The organism is Pandoraea soli, from assembly GCF_902459595.1.
Taxonomy (GTDB): domain Bacteria; phylum Pseudomonadota; class Gammaproteobacteria; order Burkholderiales; family Burkholderiaceae; genus Pandoraea; species Pandoraea cepalis.
Genome location: NZ_CABPSG010000007.1, coordinates 83,165 through 99,703 on the forward strand (window position 1 = coordinate 83,165; position 16,539 = coordinate 99,703).

17 protein-coding genes and 1 riboswitch are annotated in these 16,539 nt (G+C 64.3%); of the genes, 15 read left to right on the top strand and 2 right to left on the bottom strand.

Annotated features, from left to right (window positions below; translation table 11 throughout):
- Nucleotides 1-17 precede the first annotated feature (17 nt).
- From PSO31014_RS13945 to PSO31014_RS13955, 3 genes are all read left to right on the top strand, one after another.
- Complete coding sequence (locus PSO31014_RS13945; RefSeq protein WP_150552157.1) at nt 18-1,484, top strand: glutamate synthase subunit beta; 1,467 nt, start codon at nt 18-20, stop codon at nt 1,482-1,484.
- Nucleotides 1,485-1,969: 485 nt separating this feature from the next.
- Nucleotides 1,970-2,794 (top strand): NAD-dependent epimerase/dehydratase family protein, encoded by an 825-nt coding sequence (locus tag PSO31014_RS13950; RefSeq protein WP_150552158.1) that lies wholly within the window; start codon nt 1,970-1,972, stop codon nt 2,792-2,794.
- Nucleotides 2,791-3,693 (top strand): SMP-30/gluconolactonase/LRE family protein, encoded by a 903-nt coding sequence (locus PSO31014_RS13955; RefSeq protein WP_150552159.1) that lies wholly within the window; start codon nt 2,791-2,793, stop codon nt 3,691-3,693. Before PSO31014_RS13950 ends, PSO31014_RS13955 begins: the two co-directional genes overlap by 4 nt.
- Here the strand turns inward: PSO31014_RS13955 and PSO31014_RS13960 are convergent.
- A complete protein-coding gene (locus PSO31014_RS13960; RefSeq protein ID WP_174976515.1) occupies nt 3,690-5,474 on the bottom strand; it encodes an ABC transporter ATP-binding protein/permease in 1,785 nt (594 codons plus the stop codon). The two genes, PSO31014_RS13955 and PSO31014_RS13960, sit on opposite strands and share 4 nt — an antisense overlap.
- A gap of 254 nt (nt 5,475-5,728) precedes the next feature.
- A riboswitch (TPP riboswitch) is annotated at nt 5,729-5,858 on the top strand.
- 193 nt (nt 5,859-6,051) lie between these two features.
- Here PSO31014_RS13960 and PSO31014_RS13965 point away from each other — a divergent pair.
- From PSO31014_RS13965 to PSO31014_RS13980, 4 genes are all read left to right on the top strand, one after another.
- Nucleotides 6,052-7,182: an FAD-dependent oxidoreductase gene (locus PSO31014_RS13965; protein WP_150552160.1), complete on the top strand. Its 1,131-nt coding sequence runs from the start codon at nt 6,052-6,054 to the stop codon at nt 7,180-7,182.
- Between the two features lie 15 nt (nt 7,183-7,197).
- On the top strand, nt 7,198-7,395 hold the full coding sequence (gene thiS, locus PSO31014_RS13970; protein ID WP_017235755.1) for a sulfur carrier protein ThiS: 198 nt from the start codon (nt 7,198-7,200) through the stop codon (nt 7,393-7,395).
- Nucleotide 7,396: 1 nt separating this feature from the next.
- Complete coding sequence (locus PSO31014_RS13975) at nt 7,397-8,242, top strand: thiazole synthase (protein ID WP_150552161.1); 846 nt, start codon at nt 7,397-7,399, stop codon at nt 8,240-8,242.
- A gap of 64 nt (nt 8,243-8,306) precedes the next feature.
- On the top strand, nt 8,307-9,500 hold the full coding sequence (locus PSO31014_RS13980; RefSeq protein WP_150552162.1) for a thiamine phosphate synthase: 1,194 nt from the start codon (nt 8,307-8,309) through the stop codon (nt 9,498-9,500).
- Between the two features lie 20 nt (nt 9,501-9,520).
- Here the strand turns inward: PSO31014_RS13980 and PSO31014_RS13985 are convergent, their stop codons facing one another.
- A complete protein-coding gene (locus tag PSO31014_RS13985; protein ID WP_246176637.1) occupies nt 9,521-10,015 on the bottom strand; it encodes a GNAT family N-acetyltransferase in 495 nt (164 codons plus the stop codon).
- 347 nt (nt 10,016-10,362) lie between these two features.
- Here PSO31014_RS13985 and PSO31014_RS13990 point away from each other — a divergent pair, with 347 nt between their 5' ends.
- The 8 genes from PSO31014_RS13990 (at nt 10,363) to PSO31014_RS14025 (ending at nt 16,527) form a co-directional block, all read left to right on the top strand.
- Nucleotides 10,363-11,175, top strand: coding sequence for an ABC transporter ATP-binding protein (locus tag PSO31014_RS13990; protein WP_150552294.1), 813 nt, complete (start codon nt 10,363-10,365; stop codon nt 11,173-11,175).
- Nucleotides 11,172-11,939: a lipid asymmetry maintenance ABC transporter permease subunit MlaE gene (gene mlaE, locus PSO31014_RS13995; RefSeq protein ID WP_017231779.1), complete on the top strand. Its 768-nt coding sequence runs from the start codon at nt 11,172-11,174 to the stop codon at nt 11,937-11,939. The genes PSO31014_RS13990 and mlaE overlap by 4 nt, the downstream gene beginning before the upstream one ends.
- Nucleotides 11,940-11,988: 49 nt before the next feature.
- On the top strand, nt 11,989-12,543 hold the full coding sequence (gene mlaD, locus PSO31014_RS14000; RefSeq protein WP_150552164.1) for an outer membrane lipid asymmetry maintenance protein MlaD: 555 nt from the start codon (nt 11,989-11,991) through the stop codon (nt 12,541-12,543).
- A 4-nt stretch (nt 12,544-12,547) separates the two neighbouring features.
- The gene (locus tag PSO31014_RS14005; protein ID WP_150552165.1) at nt 12,548-13,414 is read left to right on the top strand and encodes an MlaA family lipoprotein; all 867 of its coding nucleotides are present in this window, start codon (nt 12,548-12,550) and stop codon (nt 13,412-13,414) included.
- Nucleotides 13,415-13,602: 188 nt separating this feature from the next.
- Nucleotides 13,603-14,223 carry an MlaC/ttg2D family ABC transporter substrate-binding protein gene (locus PSO31014_RS14010; RefSeq protein ID WP_017231782.1) on the top strand — a complete coding sequence of 207 codons (621 nt, stop codon included), beginning with the start codon at nt 13,603-13,605 and terminating at the stop codon, nt 14,221-14,223.
- A 4-nt stretch (nt 14,224-14,227) separates the two neighbouring features.
- Complete coding sequence (locus tag PSO31014_RS14015) at nt 14,228-14,485, top strand: STAS domain-containing protein (RefSeq protein ID WP_150552166.1); 258 nt, start codon at nt 14,228-14,230, stop codon at nt 14,483-14,485.
- Between the two features lie 351 nt (nt 14,486-14,836).
- Nucleotides 14,837-15,763, top strand: a complete 927-nt coding sequence (locus PSO31014_RS14020) for an ABC transporter ATP-binding protein (protein ID WP_150552167.1) — start codon at nt 14,837-14,839, stop codon at nt 15,761-15,763.
- Entirely contained in the window at nt 15,760-16,527 is a 768-nt protein-coding gene (locus PSO31014_RS14025) for an ABC transporter permease (RefSeq protein ID WP_017231785.1), read from the top strand. Before PSO31014_RS14020 ends, PSO31014_RS14025 begins: the two co-directional genes overlap by 4 nt.
- Nucleotides 16,528-16,539: the final 12 nt, after the last annotated feature.

The following is a 16,539-nucleotide window of genomic DNA, read 5'->3' on the forward strand; positions in this document are numbered from 1 at the left end:
TTTCCGACTGAAGAAACATGGGCAAGGTCACAGGTTTTCTCGAATTCGAGCGCCAGGGCGAGTCTTACGAAGCACCGCTGGCACGTGTAAAGCACTACAAGGAGTTCGTGCTCGCGCTCTCCGACGAGCAGGCAAAGATGCAGGGCGCGCGCTGCATGGACTGCGGCATTCCGTTCTGCACCAACGGTTGCCCGGTCAACAACATCATTCCCGACTTCAACGACCTGGTGTATCGCCAGGACTGGAAGTCGGCCATCTCGGTGCTGCACTCGACGAACAACTTCCCCGAGTTCACGGGCCGTATCTGCCCGGCGCCGTGTGAAGCCGCCTGCACGCTGAACATCAACAGCGACGCGGTGGGCATCAAGTCGATCGAACACGCGATCATCGACAAGGCGTGGAGCGAAGGCTGGGTCGAGCCGCAGCCCGCGAAGCACAAGACCGGCAAGACGGTCGCCGTCGTCGGCTCGGGCCCGGCGGGCATGGCCGTGGCGCAGCAACTTGCGCGCGCCGGTCACGACGTCACCGTGTTCGAAAAGAACGACCGTGTGGGCGGCCTGCTGCGCTACGGCATTCCCGACTTCAAGCTGGAAAAGTGGTTGATCGATCGCCGCATGCGCCAGATGGAAGCCGAGGGCGTGACGTTCCGCACGGGTGTCTACATCGGCAAGGACGCGCCGGAAACCCACGTCAACAACTTCTCCAAAGAGACGATCTCGCCGGAGCAGTTGCAGGCGCAGTTCGACGCCGTGGTGATCGCGGGTGGCGCGGAGCAGCCGCGCGATCTGCCGGTGCCGGGGCGCGAGCTGGAAGGCATCCATTACGCGATGGAATTCCTGCCGCAGCAGAACAAGGTCAATGCGGGCGACAAGCTGGCCAACCAGCTGCTGGCCACGGGCAAGCAGGTGATCGTGATCGGCGGTGGCGACACCGGCTCCGATTGCGTGGGCACATCGAACCGTCATGGAGCGAAGCGCGTGACGCAGTTCGAACTGCTGCCGCAGCCGCCCGAGCAGGAAAACAAGCCGATGGTGTGGCCGTACTGGCCGACCAAGCTGCGCACATCGTCGAGCCACGAAGAGGGTTGCGAGCGCGACTGGTCGGTGGCCACGAAGCGCTTCGAAGGCAAGAATGGCAAGGTCGAGAAGCTGATCGCCGTGCGTCTCGAATGGAAGGACGGCAAGATGCAGGAAGTGCCGGGCTCGGAATTCGAGCTCAAGGCCGACCTGGTGCTGCTCGCGATGGGCTTCGTGTCACCGTTGCAGACCGTGCTCGACGCGTTCGGCGTGGACAAGGATGCGCGCGGCAACGTGCGTGCCTCGACCGAAGGCGAGCGCGCCTACACAACGAACCTGCCGAAGGTGTTCGCGGCCGGTGACGTGCGTCGCGGTCAGTCGCTGGTGGTGTGGGCGATTCGCGAAGGTCGTCAGTGCGCCCGTGCGGTGGACGAGTTCCTGATGGGCCACTCGGAACTGCCGCGCTGAGCGCGTGAAAGGGTAATGCCTGCCAAAACCACAAATACGGGGTTGAGAGGAGGGGCGCGGAGGTAGGTCTCTGCGTTACCGTGAAGAAGCCGTCCGGGCGACAACGTCCGGACGGTTTTTTCTTGCCTGTTCGCTTTGTGTGTCCCCATCGTGCGGGCATCCGAGCGGGTGACAAAAACGGGGAAGATCGATAAATATAAGATGTCGTATAACAAGAGTGATCTCGCGTTGTCGGCCTTCGGGCGAGGCACCCCTGGCATTGGTAATCGTCAATGAAAGCAAGGCTTGCCGCCCCAATTTCACCTGGCTCACCAAATACTAGGGATTCTCCGTAAACCGGGAAATTGACCATTGTCATCGTACATCGTCTGACGTAGGATGCCTCTCCATGTGAGCCATGCGCTCGCGATAAACGTCAAGCGCGCCGCACGGGCGATGCCGGATGCGTAGCGGGCATTGCGATCTACCGATGAACAAGGACTGATATGAGCCAGACATCCGGCAAACCCTTCCGCCGTCTGCTGCTGACCGGCGCAGCGGGCAATCTTGGCAAACAACTGCGCGGCAAGCTCGCCGAGTGGGCGGATATCGTGCGCGTGAGCGACATCGTGCCGCTCACGGCCGACGCGCCGCACGAGGAAGCCATGCAGGTCGACCTCGCAGACCGCGCCGCCGTGCACGCGCTGCTCGATGGCGTCGACGCGCTGGTGCATCTGGGCGGCATCTCCGTCGAGGCGCCGTTTGACGACATCATGCAAGCCAATATTCTCGGCATGTACAACGTCTATAGCGCGGCGCAGAAGCAGGGGGTGAAGCGCATCGTCTACGCCAGCTCGAATCATGCGGTGGGTTTCCATCCCGTGACGGAAGTGCTCGATGTCGACGCGCCACACCGTCCGGACAGCATGTACGGCATCTCGAAATGTTTCGGTGAAGACCTGTCCCGCTACTACTTCGATCGCTTCGGTCTGGAGACCGTGTGCCTGCGCATCGGCTCGTCGTTCGAGCAGCCGAAGAATCCGCGCATGATGGTGACATACCTGAGCTATCGCGATTTCGTCGAACTCGTGCGCTGCTCGTTGTTCACGAATCGCGTGGGCCATGCCATCGTCTACGGCGTGTCGAACAATCCGACGCTGTGGGTCGACAATACAAGGGCCGCGTTCCTTGGCTTCCGTGCGCAAGACAGCTCTGCGGAATTCGCCGGCCTGTTTCCGGCGCAGGCGCCCGACCCGCGCATGGACGATGTGACGCAGCGCTACCAAGGCGGACCGTTCGTGCTGCTGGGTCCGATGGAACCCAGCTCATGACGGTGTCGATCGAGCGGCTTGAACCGTCGCGACAGACGCCTCACGCCGTTGGCGAGAGCCCGTTGTGGCGGGCCGACGAGCAGGCGCTCTACTGGGTGGACATCCCCGCGAAGCAACTGCATCGCGTAACGCCCGCCGACGGCGATCATCGCCAATGGACATTCCCCGAGCAGATCGCGTGCTTCACTTTCGACGCCTCGGGCATGTTGCTGGCGGGGTGCGAAACCGGGCTGTTCGCGGCGCGACTGGGGGAACCGCGCACGCTTGCGGCGTCTGATTGGCAGCGACTGGCCGCGCCGGTGTTCCCGTTGCCGGGCATGCGCTTCAACGACGGACGCTGCGATCGGCAGGGCCGCTTCTGGGCCGGCACCATGGTGCAGGACATGTCGCTCGCGAGCGACGCAGGCGCGCTCTTCTGTTTCGATGCGCAGGGCCGTCTGTCGGCGCCGCTCGTCGAGGGCCTGGTGACGCAGAACGGTTTGGGCTTCTCGCCGGACAGCCGCACGATGTATCTGAGCGATTCGCATCCGACGCGCCGCCGCGTGTGGGCGTTCGACTTCGATGCCGAGCGCGGCGCGATCAGCGCACAGCGATTGTTCGTCGACATGCGCGATTATCCGGGCCGCCCGGACGGCGCGGCCGTCGATGCCGACGGCGCTTACTGGACGTGCGCCAACGACGGCAGCCGCTTGCTGCGCTTCACGCCCGCAGGCGTGCTGGACCGCGAGATCGTGCTGCCGGTGTCGAAGCCGTCGATGTGCGCGTTCGGCGGGCACGACTTCGACACGTTGTTTGTTACGTCGATTCGTCCGGCAACCGGCGCGACCGAACACGACGGCCATGTGTTGGTCGTGCGTTGCGGCGTGCAGGGATTGCCGGAGGTGCCTTATGCCGGCTAGGCCGCGTCGACCACGCGTGGCGGCGCGACGTCGCCCGCGGCATGCAGCGTCATGGTGTGTTGATGGAAGCGGCCGAGCGTTTCCCGATGGGCCACGCTGACCATCGTGGTGGCCGGTAAGCGCGCATGCAGCGCTTCATACACCGCCTCCTCGGTTTCCACGTCGAGCGCGCTGGTCGCTTCATCGAGGAAAAGATAATCGGGCTTTTGCAGCAAGGCGCGCGCGGTGGCCAGCCGTTGTTGCTCGCCGCCGGACAGTCGGCGAGCCCAGTGAGCGACGGTCAGTAACTCGTCACGATATTGGTCGAGGCTGACGGCGCTCAGCACGTCGCGGCATTCGTCGTCGGTAAATGTGTCGGCATGCGAAGGAAAGGCCAATGCAGCCTTCAGTGTGTCGATCGGGAGATAGCTTTGTTGTGAGAGGAACAGCACGCGGGCGTCGACGGGAACTTCGATGCGTCCGCTGCCGAACGGCCACAGGCCGGCAAACGCGCGCAGCATGGTGCTCTTGCCGCAACCCGAGCGACCACGGATGAGCCATCGTGAGCCAGGCGCGAAGGCAAACGATCCGGCCGCCGCGAGCGGTGCACCGTCGGGCAGCGCGAGGCGTAGATCGGTGGCCGTGAAGGCTGCCGAGGGCGAATTGGCGGTCGTCACGAGCGCAATGCCACCGGTGCTCGGTGCTTGCGGCGGTGCGTCGATCACTCGCGTGAATTCGCGCAGCCGGTTGATCGTCGCTTTCCAGTCGGCCAACGTCGAGAAGCTGTTCACGAACCACGAAAATCCGTCGCTCACTTGCCCGAACGCACCGATGATCTGCATGAGCACGCCGAGCGTGAACGCCCCGGCGAAATAGCGCGGCGCGGCCGCCATGATCGGGAACACGATGGCGATCTGCCCGTAGATCGAATTCGCGAAGATCAGCCGCTTCGTCACGACCATGATCTGCCACCAGTTGTCGCGCACGGCCCCGAAGGCCGACGTCAGCCGCGACAACTCGGCCCCTTCGCCGCGATAGAGCGCGACCTGCTCCGCCGACTCACGCAGACGCACCAGCAGAAAGCGGAAATCCGCTTCCACCTGCTGCTGCCGATAGCTCAGCCCCACGAGCGGACGGCCGACCTTGAAGATGAAGAACGACCCCACCAGGGCATAGAGCGCCGCGACCCAGACCATGTAGCCGGGAATCGTGACGTTCATGCCGCCCATCACAAATGACACCGCGCCCGAGATCGTCCAGAGAATGGTGATGAACGAAAACAGCGAGACCAGCGTCGTCAGCAAATCGAGCGACAGCGCAAGCGATGAGCTGACCAGCGTGCGGATGTCTTCCGAAATACGTTGGTCGGGGTTGTCCGCTAGATGGTCGCGCTCGATGCGGTAATAGGCTTGATGCGAGAACCACTTCGACAGGTTGGCATCGGTGACCCACTGCCGCCAGCGGATTTCGAGCATCTGGCGGAAGTAGGTGCGAAACGTCGCGATGACGATGAAACTGAACGCGAGTACCGCGAATTCGATCAGCGACGACTTGAAGACAGGCCAATTGCGCTTGTCGAGCGCGTCATAGAAGCCGGCGTTCCACGCATTCAGTCGTACGTTGATGAACACGACGGCAAGATTGAGCGCCACGACGAGCGCGAGCATCCGACGCCCCTCCCAGCGCTTCTCCGACGCCCAGTAGGGTCGGATCAACTGCCACGCGGTGGGGTGCTTCGGCGGCTTGGGGGCCGGAGCGGCCGGGTTGCCGGGAGGCGGCACCTCGGGAGGCGGGGAAGACATCGGCGTCTGGGCCATGATCGTCTGGCGGGGTTGCCGCGGAAATGCAAATCGTTATTGGGATTGACGGCCCATTTGACCGCAGTTCCGGCGGGTGCGTTGCACGATTTCCGGGTCGGGGGCACTTGTCACGTCGATTTTCAGTTTACGTGGGGTTACACGGCCCGGGGGATTCGTCAAAAAACGAGACGCATCGCGCGTGCAATCGCCCGATGCCCCTGCTTGCACGGGCATCGGCATCTATGTTGTAATGGCTGCGGGCGAAACAGGGGTGCTCCGTGTCGAACGCAGGCGTTGACCATGCGTAACCATACGACGCGGGGCTGAGAGAGACCCTTTGCACCCGACCCGGGTAATACCGGCGTGGGAAGTTTCCGACTACTCCAGTGGGGTAAGGTGTTCAACACCGTTTCGTCCTTTTGCTTTCATGAGGAAAGGACCCCATGCGCTGCCTTCCGCAGATTCCTGCGCTTATCCCTGCGGTTTTCGCCGCAACGACTTCCGAGATTCCGCTCGCGAGTCATCCTTTGCCTGCTTTCGAGTGCCTGCGCGCCGTCCCGGCTTGCGCGGCAGAACGCGTATGAGCGCTTGCGCTTCGCGTCCCGACGTCGCCGTGCTTGGCGGCGGCCTGTCCGGGCGTCTTCTGGCGTGGCAGCTGATTCGTGCCGGTGCGCGCGTGGCGCTCTACGAGCGTGGCGATGCCGACGGGTCGTCGGCTGCCGGCTGGGTGGCAGCGGCCATGCTCGCGCCCTTGGCCGAAGCCGCCGTGGCCGAGCCGAGCATCGTCGAGATGGGCGCCGTCGGCCTGGAGCGCTGGCCGGCATTGATCGACGGCCTGCCCGAACACGTCTTCTTCCAACGCAACGGCACGCTGGTCGTGTGGCACCAGCCCGATCGCGCCGAGGCGGTGATGTTCGACCGACGCATGCGGGCCAACGCCCCGCCGGCCTTGCTGCGCGAGGGTGTGCGCCGCGTGTCGGGCGCGCAATTGGCCGATGTCGAGCCGGCGCTGGCCGGACGCTTTCAGGAAGGCTGGTGGCTGCCGAACGAGGGCCAGCTCGATAACCGGCAACTGTTGCGCGCGCTGGCGGCGGGTCTTGCGAAGGCGGGGGCGGCGCTGCATTGGCATACCGAGATCGCCGAGGGCGCGTATCCGGACGCGGGTCTGGTCATCGATTGCCGCGGGCTGGGCGCGCGCGCTGCGCTCACGCAATTGCGCGGTGTGCGCGGTGAGGTGGTGCGAATTCACGCGCCGGGCATTGGGCTGCGCCGGCCGGTGCGGTTGCTGCATCCGCGCTATCCGATCTATATCGCGCCCAAGGAAAACGATCTGTATGTGATCGGTGCGACCGAACTCGAGTCGGAAGATATGTCGCCGATGACCGTGCGCTCAGCGCTCGAACTGCTCTCGGCGGCGCATTCGCTGAACCCGGCGTTCGGCGAGGCGCGCATTGTCGAGTTGAATGTCAACTGCCGTCCGGCATTGCCCGATCATCTGCCGCGCGTGCAGTGGGACGGTGCGCGGGTGCTGCGCGTGAACGGTTTGTACCGGCACGGTTATTTGCTCGCACCGGCGGTCACGGGGGAGGCCTGCGCGCTGGCGCAGGCATTGATGCAAGCGACGAGCGCGCGAGTGGGCGTTGGGCACGCGTTCGACTGGGAGATGTGGCGAGCCAGCCGGCCGTGGCCGGACCTGTTCCGTCAGGCATGAGAGGGGAGGGACACGATGGATATTCATATCAATCAACAGACACTGAGCGTGGCCGAGGCGGCGACGCTGGCCGAGGCGCTTGCCGCCTACGGCGCCAAGCCACCGTTCGCCGCGGCGATCAACGGGCAGTTCGTGCCCAAGACGCAATATGCCGCCCGCGCGCTCGCGCATGGCGACAAGATCGACGTAGTGCAACCGGTGGCCGGAGGCTGACATGAACGCATTCACCGAATCGGCCAACGTGGCCGCAGGCAGCGTGCGCGACGCGCTTACGCTGTATGACACGCGCTTCGGCAGTCGCTTCCTGCTCGGCACGGCGCGCTACCCGTCGCTGCAGGCGCTCAATGATTCCATCGACGCCGCCCGCCCGGGCATGGTGACGGTGGCGTTGCGCCGTCAACTCTCGGGCACCGGGGCGCAGGCGTCGGAAGGCCATTTCTGGGAAACGCTGCGCCGTCTCGCGGTGCCGGTGTTGCCCAATACGGCGGGTTGCCACTCGGTGCAGGAAGCGGTGACGACGGCGCAAATGGCACGCGAAGTCTTCGAGACCGACTGGATCAAGCTCGAACTGATTGGCGACGACTACACGCTCCAGCCGGACCCGTTCGGTCTGGTGACGGCCGCCGAACAACTGATTCGCGACGGCTTCAAGGTGCTGCCGTATTGCACGGAAGACCTGGTGCTGTGCCGTCGCCTGCTCGACGTCGGCTGTCAGGCGCTGATGCCCTGGGGCGCGCCGATCGGCACCGGCAAGGGCGTGATCAATCCGTACGGCCTGCGACTGCTGCGCGACCGTCTGCCTGATACGCCACTCATCGTCGATGCCGGCCTCGGTCTGCCGTCGCACGCGTGTCAGGTGATGGAGTGGGGCTTCGACGGCGTGCTGCTCAACACAGCCGTGGCGCTCGCCGCGCAGCCGGTGGAGATGGCCGCTGCGTTCGCCGCCGCGATCAAGGCGGGCCGCGCGGCGTGGCTCGCCGGGCCGATGGCCGAGCGCGAGAGCGCCGAAGCCAGCACCCCGGTCGTCGGGGTGCCGTTCTGGCATCAGACGGACGCGTGACCCCCGAAGAGACGCGCTTGAATTCCACCGCAACCTCGCACTGCCTGACCCACCGGGAATCTTCATGACGACGCATAGCGGCGGCGCCACCCTGTCTCACGTGCAATGCCTGCCGGCTAACGCACCCCTCGCCACGGCATGGCAACAGGCGGCCGTCGGCATCCGCGCGCGCCTCGCGCCGTGGCCGGACGACCCCGCTACGCCAAGTTGGCGTGTGCACGCGCAGACGCCCGACCTCGCGGGGGCAGGGGACGTGATCTGGTGGCCGCTCTCGCCGCAGGGCGCTCCCGGAACCGAAGCCGCCGTGCAGATCGACGCATGGCGGGCGGCGCACGCCGTTGTCCTTTGCTCGCGGGCGTTGGCAGCGGGACGGGTGGAAGACACCTTGTACATACACGATGCCGTTTATCGTATCGCGGGCGCGGACGATCCGGCCTTCTTCCCCGCGTTCGCTGCGTTCCTCGACTGCGGATTCGCCCCGCACGACGCGCTCGTGCTCGCGCGCGCATGGCGCACTGACGGCAGCCACGCGCGCGCGGCCGATGCCGACACGCTGGGGGCTTGGCCGACGGTGCTCGAAACCTTCCCGGTCGTGCTCGGCCAAGTGCCGTCACCCGGCCGGTTCCCGGCCTGCCCGTCACGCCTCGGTCTGTATCCGGTGCTGCCAGATGCCGATGCGTGCGAGCGCATGGCCGATCTTCAGGTCGGCACCGTGCAGTTACGGATCAAGGATCCCGCGGATCCGACGCTGCGCTCGGCGATCGAACGCACGGTGGCGGCGGGGCGGCGCGTGATGCACGACAGTGCCTGGTTCATCAACGACCATTGGCGCGAAGCCGCGCAAGCGGGTGCCTATGGCGTGCACCTCGGACAGGAAGATATGGCGGCACTTTCCGCCGACGAGGTCGCGGCGCTGTTTGCGACCGGCATGCGCCTGGGCATCAGCACGCACGGCTATTACGAGATGCTGGCGGCGCATCACTTCCGGCCCAGCTATCTGGCCGTGGGCGCCGTGTTTCCGACAACCACCAAAGTGATCGCGACCGCCCCGCAGGGACTCGCGAAGTTGGCGCGGTACGTGAAGCTCATCGCGCCGCATTACCCGCTTGTCGCCATTGGCGGCATCGATGCTGACAACCTCGCGCAAGTGCTGGACACCGGGGTAACCAGCGCGGCCGTGGTGCGGGCCGTCACGCAGGCCGTCGATGTGGCGGTGGCGGTGAAGGGAATGCAGCAGGCGTTCGCGCTACGCGCGTGATGTCTGCCGCGCGCGGCCTGTTATAGCGTGCGCGTCATGAACATGGCGCCGTCGCCGTATCCCGCCAACTTCGCGGCCATCTGCGGCGAGGCATCGCTCGTTGCGGCATAACCGAAGCGCGCCCAGAACCCCTGCGATTGCTGCACCGCCACCAGGGCCGACGCGCGCAATCCTGACGACCGCGCCACCGCCAGGGCCGCCGCGTAGAGTTGGCAAGCCACGCCCGCGCCGCGCGTGCGAGGGAGCAGCGCCATGTCGTGCACGTACCAGCAGTCGGCCGCGTCAGGCAGGGCCTTGAGCACAGTATCCAGTGGCGGCGGGGCGGCCATGCGCCACGGGTGCGTCAGTAGATAACCGAGCACGGATCTATCCGTCGGCCCTGTCCCCTGCGCGACCCAACACGTTGACGGCGACAGCGCATGACGTGAGGCCAATGTCGCTTCCGACTCACGCATCGAACCGACATACGCTGCTGCTTGTACCGTCAGGACTTGGGGAATATCGCAGGATTGCATCGGACGAATCCGAAATTCGATCTTGTCCGTACCTTGCGGCTGAAGGGGGCGGAAAGGCGTTTGGCTGGCGCGGGGCATCGGGGGCAACGATTTATTGCGTGAAACGGCGTATTGTAGCAACGGCGCAACACCCGACACCCCCAAGGTCTCGATAAGTCATTGCTGGCGCTACGTTTTTTGTTCGTTGTGCCGGTCGCAACGCGACAAGGCGAATGGACGCCGGCCCTGTAGAATGCCGCGGGGCAGCGCCAATCCTCGATTTCGTCCATCGCCGTTGGGCGGCATCAATCGGCATTCCCCCCTATAATTGGCGTTTTGCGCCGCACTATAAGACCCGAAACGTGCCTATCCCGAATCCGGAAAATTTGCTCGAGTTGCGCGACGTCAGCTTTGGTTATGGCGAACGATTGGTGCTTTCCGGTTTGAATATGCGGTTCCCCCGCGGCAAAGTCGTTGGGGTGATGGGGGGGTCCGGCTGCGGCAAGACGACCGTGCTGCGCCTGATCGGCGGGCTCGTCCATGCCAGCCGCGGCACCGTCGAATTCGACGGGACGGATGTCGCATCGCTCGATCACGCTGGCTGGTACCGCCTGCGTCGTCGCATGGGCATGTTGTTCCAGTTCGGTGCGCTCTTTACCGATATGACGGTATTCGACAACGTGGCGTTTCCGCTGCGCGAACACACCCGGCTCGACGATGCGCTCATTCGCGACCTCGTGCTGATGAAGCTCAACGCCGTGGGCCTGCGCGGCGCACGCGACATGAAGCCGGCCGAGATTTCGGGCGGCATGGCGCGACGTGTGGCACTGGCGCGCACGATGGCGCTGGACCCGGACCTCATCATGTACGACGAGCCGTTCACTGGGCTCGACCCGATCTCGTTGGGCATCACCGCGAATCTGATCCGCAAGCTCAACGATGCGCTGGGCGCCACGTCCATTATTGTTTCGCATGATGTGACGGAGACCTTTGCCATCGCCGACTACATCTATTTCATTAGTGAAGGACGCATCGGTGCCGAGGGGACGCCGGAGGCGCTGCGAGCCTCGAATGACCCGACGGTGCGCCAGTTCATCGATGCGCAACCGGACGGGCCCGTAAAATTTCAGTATCCCGCGCCGCCGCTTGCGGACGATTTTGGGATGGGAGCGCGTGTATGATCACGACCCTCGGCAGTTTTGTTCGCGGTCACGTCGAGCGCCTAGGGTACGGTGCGCGAATGTTTTGGCGCGTGCTCGCGTCGAGCGGGGCGATGCTGCGCCGGCCGCGTCTGGTGACCGACCAGATTCATTTCGTCGGCAACTATTCGTTCGTCATTATTGCGGTCTCGGGCCTGTTCGTCGGCTTCGTGCTGGGCCTGCAAGGCTATTACACGCTTAACCGGTACGGCTCGGAACAGGCGCTGGGTCTGCTCGTGGCGCTGTCGCTGGTGCGTGAGTTGGGGCCGGTGGTCACCGCACTGCTGTTCGCGGGACGCGCCGGAACCTCGCTCACCGCCGAAATCGGCCTGATGAAAGCCGGTGAGCAATTGACCGCCATGGAGATGATGGCGATCGATCCGATCGCGCGCGTGGTAGCCCCCCGTTTCTGGGCAGGCGTGATCGCCATGCCGATTCTCGCGGCCATCTTCTCGGCGGTGGGTGTGTTTGGCGGTTACCTGGTCGGCGTGAAGCTGATCGGCGTGGACCCCGGCGCGTTCTGGTCGCAGATGCAAGGCGGCGTGGACGTGTGGTCGGACGTCGCCAATGGCGTCATCAAAAGCGTAGTGTTCGGGATTGCCGTCACCTTTATCGCCCTGTACCAGGGATTCGAGGCGCAGCCGACGCCAGAGGGCGTATCGCGTGCGACGACCCGTACGGTGGTGCAGGCGTCCCTCGCGGTACTCGGTCTCGACTTCCTGCTCACGGCCCTCATGTTCAGCTAACGGGCCTGCGTGCCCGCCAAGACATAGATAGATTGCGCACACTGACACAATGAAAAAACACCCCCTCGACTTCTGGGTTGGCCTGTTCGTCGTTCTCGGCTTCGCAGCGCTGCTGTTCCTCGCGCTCAAGGTGGGCAACATGAGTTCGCTGTCGTTCTCGAGTTCGTATCCGGTGACGGTGCGCTTCGACAACATCGGCGGCCTCAAGCCGCGGGCGCCTGTCAAGAGCGCGGGCGTCGTGGTCGGACGCGTGGCGTCGATCAACTTCGACGACAAGCGGTACGTGGCCGACGTGACGCTCAACATCGATTCGCAATATCACTTCCCGAAGGACTCGTCGGCGAAGATCCTGACGTCGGGTCTGCTCGGCGAGCAATACGTCGGGCTCGACGCCGGCGGCGACGATCAAATGCTCAAGGCCGGTGATACGATCACGCTCACGCAATCCGCAATCGTGCTGGAAAATCTGATCGGCCAGTTCCTGTACAACAAGGCGGCAGATGCCGGGGGCGCCCAACCGGGCGGGGCATCGGCTGCACCGGCATCGACCGCACCCGCCGCCGTGCCGGCGCCAGGGGCGGCCACGGCAACCCAAGGAAAATAAAAAGATGACCCGCTTCCGTACTTCGGCAGTGTTGGCCGCCGGCGCGATGGCGCTGGCAGGGTGCGCCACTGTCACGAATCCGAGTCCCGCCGACCCCATCGAAGGGTTCAACCGTTCGATGTACACGTTCAATGACACGCTCGACAAGACGGTCATGACGCCGGTGGCCAAGGGCTACCGCTTCGCCGTGCCGCAACCGGCGCGCGACATGGTCACGAACTTCTTCTCGAACGTGGGCGATGTGTACAACTTCGCCAACAACCTGCTGCAACTGGAAGTCACGGCCGCCGTGCAGGATCTGATGCGCCTGACGATCAACACCTTCCTCGGTGTGGGCGGTCTGGTCGACTTCGCCACGCCGGCCGGCTTGCCCAAGCATAGCCAGGACTTCGGCGTGACGCTCGGCAAGTGGGGCCTGCCTGACGGCCCGTACCTCGTGCTGCCGGTGCTCGGCCCGAGCACGGTGCGCGACAGCGTCGGCATGGCCGGCAACATGTTTATCGACCCGACGTCGTATATCAATCCGAATTGGGTCAGCTACTCGATCTTCGGCGTTCGCATCGTGAATACGCGAGCGAACCTGCTCGACGCATCGAACCTTCTCGAAGCCGCCGCCCTCGATCCGTACTCGTTCACGCGCGATGCTTACTTGGCACGCCGCAAGTACCTGATCAACGGCGGGGCCGCGGGCAACGCCGCGTTGCCGAATTACGAAGAGGACGACGGCGCTGGCGGCACGAACGCGCAGCCGATGCCTGCCTCAGGCGTTCAAGCCGAACCTGCCTCGGGCGTAAAAGCCGAACCGGACGCGCCGCAAGGTTCGCCCGTACCGGGCAAGATCGTGCCGGGCGGATTGCCTTTCCGCCGGTGATCGGCGCGAGTCGCCTGCCGCAAGGCATCGACGCCTCCTTATGACAGGGCGCCCCGCCGTACGGGGCGCCGTTGGCAGGCCTGTCGGGCAACAGTTTGTTACACGACACTGCCGGTATTCCGCGAACTCCAGACGTAACACGGGTATCCAATCCCGCAACACCCGTCACTCGAAAGAGGAAGTCCACAATGAAGAAGTTCTGGCTCATTCCCGTCATGGCTTTGATGACGTACACCGCCGCCGGCGCCGCCGTGGCCCAGGCGCAAGCGCCTGACGTTCTGGTCAAGCAGACCGTGAACGAAGTGATGGCCGCGGCCAAGTCCGATCCGAACATCCAGAAGGGTGATCTGAACAGCATCACCAAGCTGGTCGAGCAGAAGATCTTGCCGCACGCCGACTTCGCGAAGACGACGCAACTGGCGACCGGCGCCGCATGGCGCACCGCCACGCCGCAGCAACGGCAGCAGTTGACCGAGCAGTTCAAGACGCTGCTGCTGCGTACGTACGCGGGCGCCATCGCGCAGATTCGTGACCAGCAGGTCAACTACAAGCCGTTCCGTGGTCAGCCGGGCGACACGGACGCCGTGGTTTATACCGATGTTCTCAACAACGGTCAGCAGATCGAACTCGACTATCGTCTGTACAAGTCGGCCAGCGGCGAATGGAAACTGTATGACCTGAACGTGCTGGGCGCCTGGCTCATCCAGACGTACCGCAATCAGTTCGCCGAGCAGGTGAACAAGTCGGGCGTCGACGGTCTGATTCAGTTCCTGACGCAGCGCAACCAGCAACTGGCCGGCGGCAAGTAAGCGCATGCTCGCGTTGCAGACCGACCTCACGCACGACACCGCCGGCGACGTCCTTGCCCAGGCCATCGATCGCATCGACGCGGGCGAGACCCAGATCGATTGCGCCGGGCTGAAGCAGTTCGACTCGTCGGCGCTCGCCGTGTTGCTGGCCCTGCGCCGCCACGCGGTCCGGCGTGGTGCGACGTTGGCGTTCACTAACCTGCCGGCGGGGCTGGCCAGCCTTGCGCTGGTGTACGGCGTCGATCATCTGCTCTCGATCTGATTCGTCTGGCCGTACCGCCGTACCGCAGGAAAGCGCCGTCTCGCAACGGCGCTTTTTTTATGCGCGATGCAGTGACGCCGGCGGAGCGCGACGCATTCCCGGCTCGACGGGACTTGCGGGCCTCGCGGGCGTTATCGACGTTCCCTTGGGGGCGCTGGACCGGGCGTGAGCACGGCCGCCACCGGCTTCCTTTATAATCAGAGGTTTTCTGCCGACTTTTGGGCAGTTACCCTCATCCGGGCACTCACACCGCCGATATGGCTGCTGCCGCGATCCCAGCGGTTGCGCCCACGTGCGGGCGTGGCCGGAGAATCTATATGGCGTGCCCGCCAAGGCGGGTGCGCGCAGTCCATGGCCGCCATCGAAATCCGTAACGTCAAAAAACGCTATCAGGCATTGCAAGCGCTCAAAGGCGTCAGCTTTTCGATCGAAGAAGGGGAATTCTTCGGTCTGCTCGGTCCCAACGGCGCCGGCAAAACCACGTTGATCAGTATTCTCGCGGGCCTCGCGCGCGCGGATGCGGGCAGCATCAGCGTGCTTGGCCACGACGTGGTGCGCGACTACCGCAATGCCCGCCGCAAGCTCGGCGTGGTGCCGCAGGAACTCGTCTTCGATCCGTTCTTCTCCGTTCGCGAAACGCTGCGTATCCAGTCCGGCTACTTCGGTCTGACGCGCAACGACGACTGGATCGACGAAGTGATGGCGAACCTCGACCTGACCGACAAGGCCGACGCGAACATGCGCCAGCTCTCGGGCGGTATGAAGCGGCGCGTGCTCGTTGCCCAGGCGCTCGTGCATCGCCCGCCGGTGATTGTGCTCGACGAGCCGACCGCCGGGGTCGACGTTGAACTGCGCCAGACGCTCTGGAAATTCATCTCGCGCCTGAACCGCGAAGGCCACACCATCGTGCTGACGACGCACTATCTCGAAGAAGCGGAAGCGCTGTGCCACCGCATCGCCATGCTCAAGCGCGGCGAAGTCGTGGCGCTGGAGCGCACCGCCTCGCTGCTGCAGCGTTTCGCGGGTACGCGTCTCGTGCTGCGCTTCAAGCAGGGCACGCTGCCTGACGCACTGCGTCCGTTGCTGGTCGACCCACAGGACACGAGCGGACCCCAGTTCGCGCTGCGTCTGGCGGGCTGTGACGAAGTCGAATCGATTCTCGCCACCTGCCGGGCGGCGGGCTGCATCGTCGAGGACATCGACATTCAGAAGGCCGATCTCGAGGACGTGTTCGTGCAGATCATGTCCGGTTCGCGCGCGCAGGAGGTGGCAGCATGATCGGTGCATGGGTCGGATTCCGCACGCTGTTCTACAAGGAAGTGCTGCGTTTCTGGAAGGTCAGCTTCCAGACCGTGGCCGCGCCGGTGCTCACCGCGCTGCTGTACCTGATGATCTTCGGTCACGTGCTCGAAGACCGCGTGAAGGTCTATGACCAGATCACGTACACATCTTTCCTCGTGCCGGGCCTGGTGATGATGAGCGTGTTGCAGAATGCGTTTGCAAACAGCTCGTCGTCGCTGATTCAGTCCAAGATCACGGGCAACCTCGTGTTTGTGCTGTTGCCGCCACTGTCGCATTGGGAGATGTACGGCGCGTACGTGCTCGCCGCCGTCGTGCGCGGGCTGTGCGTGGGCGCAGGGGTCTTCGCGGTGACGGTCACGTTCACACATCTGACGTTTGCCGCGCCGCTGTGGATCATCGGCTTCGCGTTCCTCGGGGCGGCGATTCTTGGCACGTTGGGCCTGATCGCGGGCATTTGGGCGGAGAAGTTCGACCAACTCGCGGCGTTCCAGAACTTCCTGATCATGCCGGCAACGTTCCTGGCGGGCGTGTTTTACTCGATTCACTCGCTGCCGCCGCTGTGGCAGGCTGTCTCGCACTTCAACCCGTTCTTCTACATGATCGACGGGTTCCGTTACGGCTTCTTCGGTGTGTCCGACGTTGCCCCGCAGACCAGCCTTGCCGTTGTGGGTGCGACTTTTCTGATACTCGCAACCGTAGCGCTGACTTTGCTGCGCCGTGGTTATAAATTGCGTCACTGAACTTCTCTAGGA

Bases quoted from the DNA above. Each gene is read 5' to 3' on its own strand.
- PSO31014_RS14015 (WP_150552166.1), top strand. From the start codon at position 14,228: ATGCTCGCGTTGCAGACCGACCTCACGCACGACACCGCCGGCGACGTC.
- PSO31014_RS13965 (WP_150552160.1), top strand. From the start codon at position 6,052: ATGAGCGCTTGCGCTTCGCGTCCCGACGTCGCCGTGCTTGGCGGCGGC.
- PSO31014_RS13975 (WP_150552161.1), top strand. From the start codon at position 7,397: ATGAACGCATTCACCGAATCGGCCAACGTGGCCGCAGGCAGCGTGCGC.
- PSO31014_RS13950 (WP_150552158.1), top strand. From the start codon at position 1,970: ATGAGCCAGACATCCGGCAAACCCTTCCGCCGTCTGCTGCTGACCGGC.
- PSO31014_RS14025 (WP_017231785.1), top strand. From the start codon at position 15,760: ATGATCGGTGCATGGGTCGGATTCCGCACGCTGTTCTACAAGGAAGTG.
- PSO31014_RS13985 (WP_246176637.1), bottom strand. From the start codon at position 10,015: ATGCAATCCTGCGATATTCCCCAAGTCCTGACGGTACAAGCAGCAGCG.
- PSO31014_RS13980 (WP_150552162.1), top strand. From the start codon at position 8,307: ATGACGACGCATAGCGGCGGCGCCACCCTGTCTCACGTGCAATGCCTG.
- PSO31014_RS13945 (WP_150552157.1), top strand. From the start codon at position 18: ATGGGCAAGGTCACAGGTTTTCTCGAATTCGAGCGCCAGGGCGAGTCT.
- thiS (WP_017235755.1), top strand. From the start codon at position 7,198: ATGGATATTCATATCAATCAACAGACACTGAGCGTGGCCGAGGCGGCG.
- PSO31014_RS13960 (WP_174976515.1), bottom strand. From the start codon at position 5,474: ATGTCTTCCCCGCCTCCCGAGGTGCCGCCTCCCGGCAACCCGGCCGCT.
- PSO31014_RS13955 (WP_150552159.1), top strand. From the start codon at position 2,791: ATGACGGTGTCGATCGAGCGGCTTGAACCGTCGCGACAGACGCCTCAC.
- mlaE (WP_017231779.1), top strand. From the start codon at position 11,172: ATGATCACGACCCTCGGCAGTTTTGTTCGCGGTCACGTCGAGCGCCTA.
- mlaD (WP_150552164.1), top strand. From the start codon at position 11,989: ATGAAAAAACACCCCCTCGACTTCTGGGTTGGCCTGTTCGTCGTTCTC.
- PSO31014_RS14005 (WP_150552165.1), top strand. From the start codon at position 12,548: ATGACCCGCTTCCGTACTTCGGCAGTGTTGGCCGCCGGCGCGATGGCG.
- PSO31014_RS14010 (WP_017231782.1), top strand. From the start codon at position 13,603: ATGAAGAAGTTCTGGCTCATTCCCGTCATGGCTTTGATGACGTACACC.
- PSO31014_RS14020 (WP_150552167.1), top strand. From the start codon at position 14,837: ATGGCCGCCATCGAAATCCGTAACGTCAAAAAACGCTATCAGGCATTG.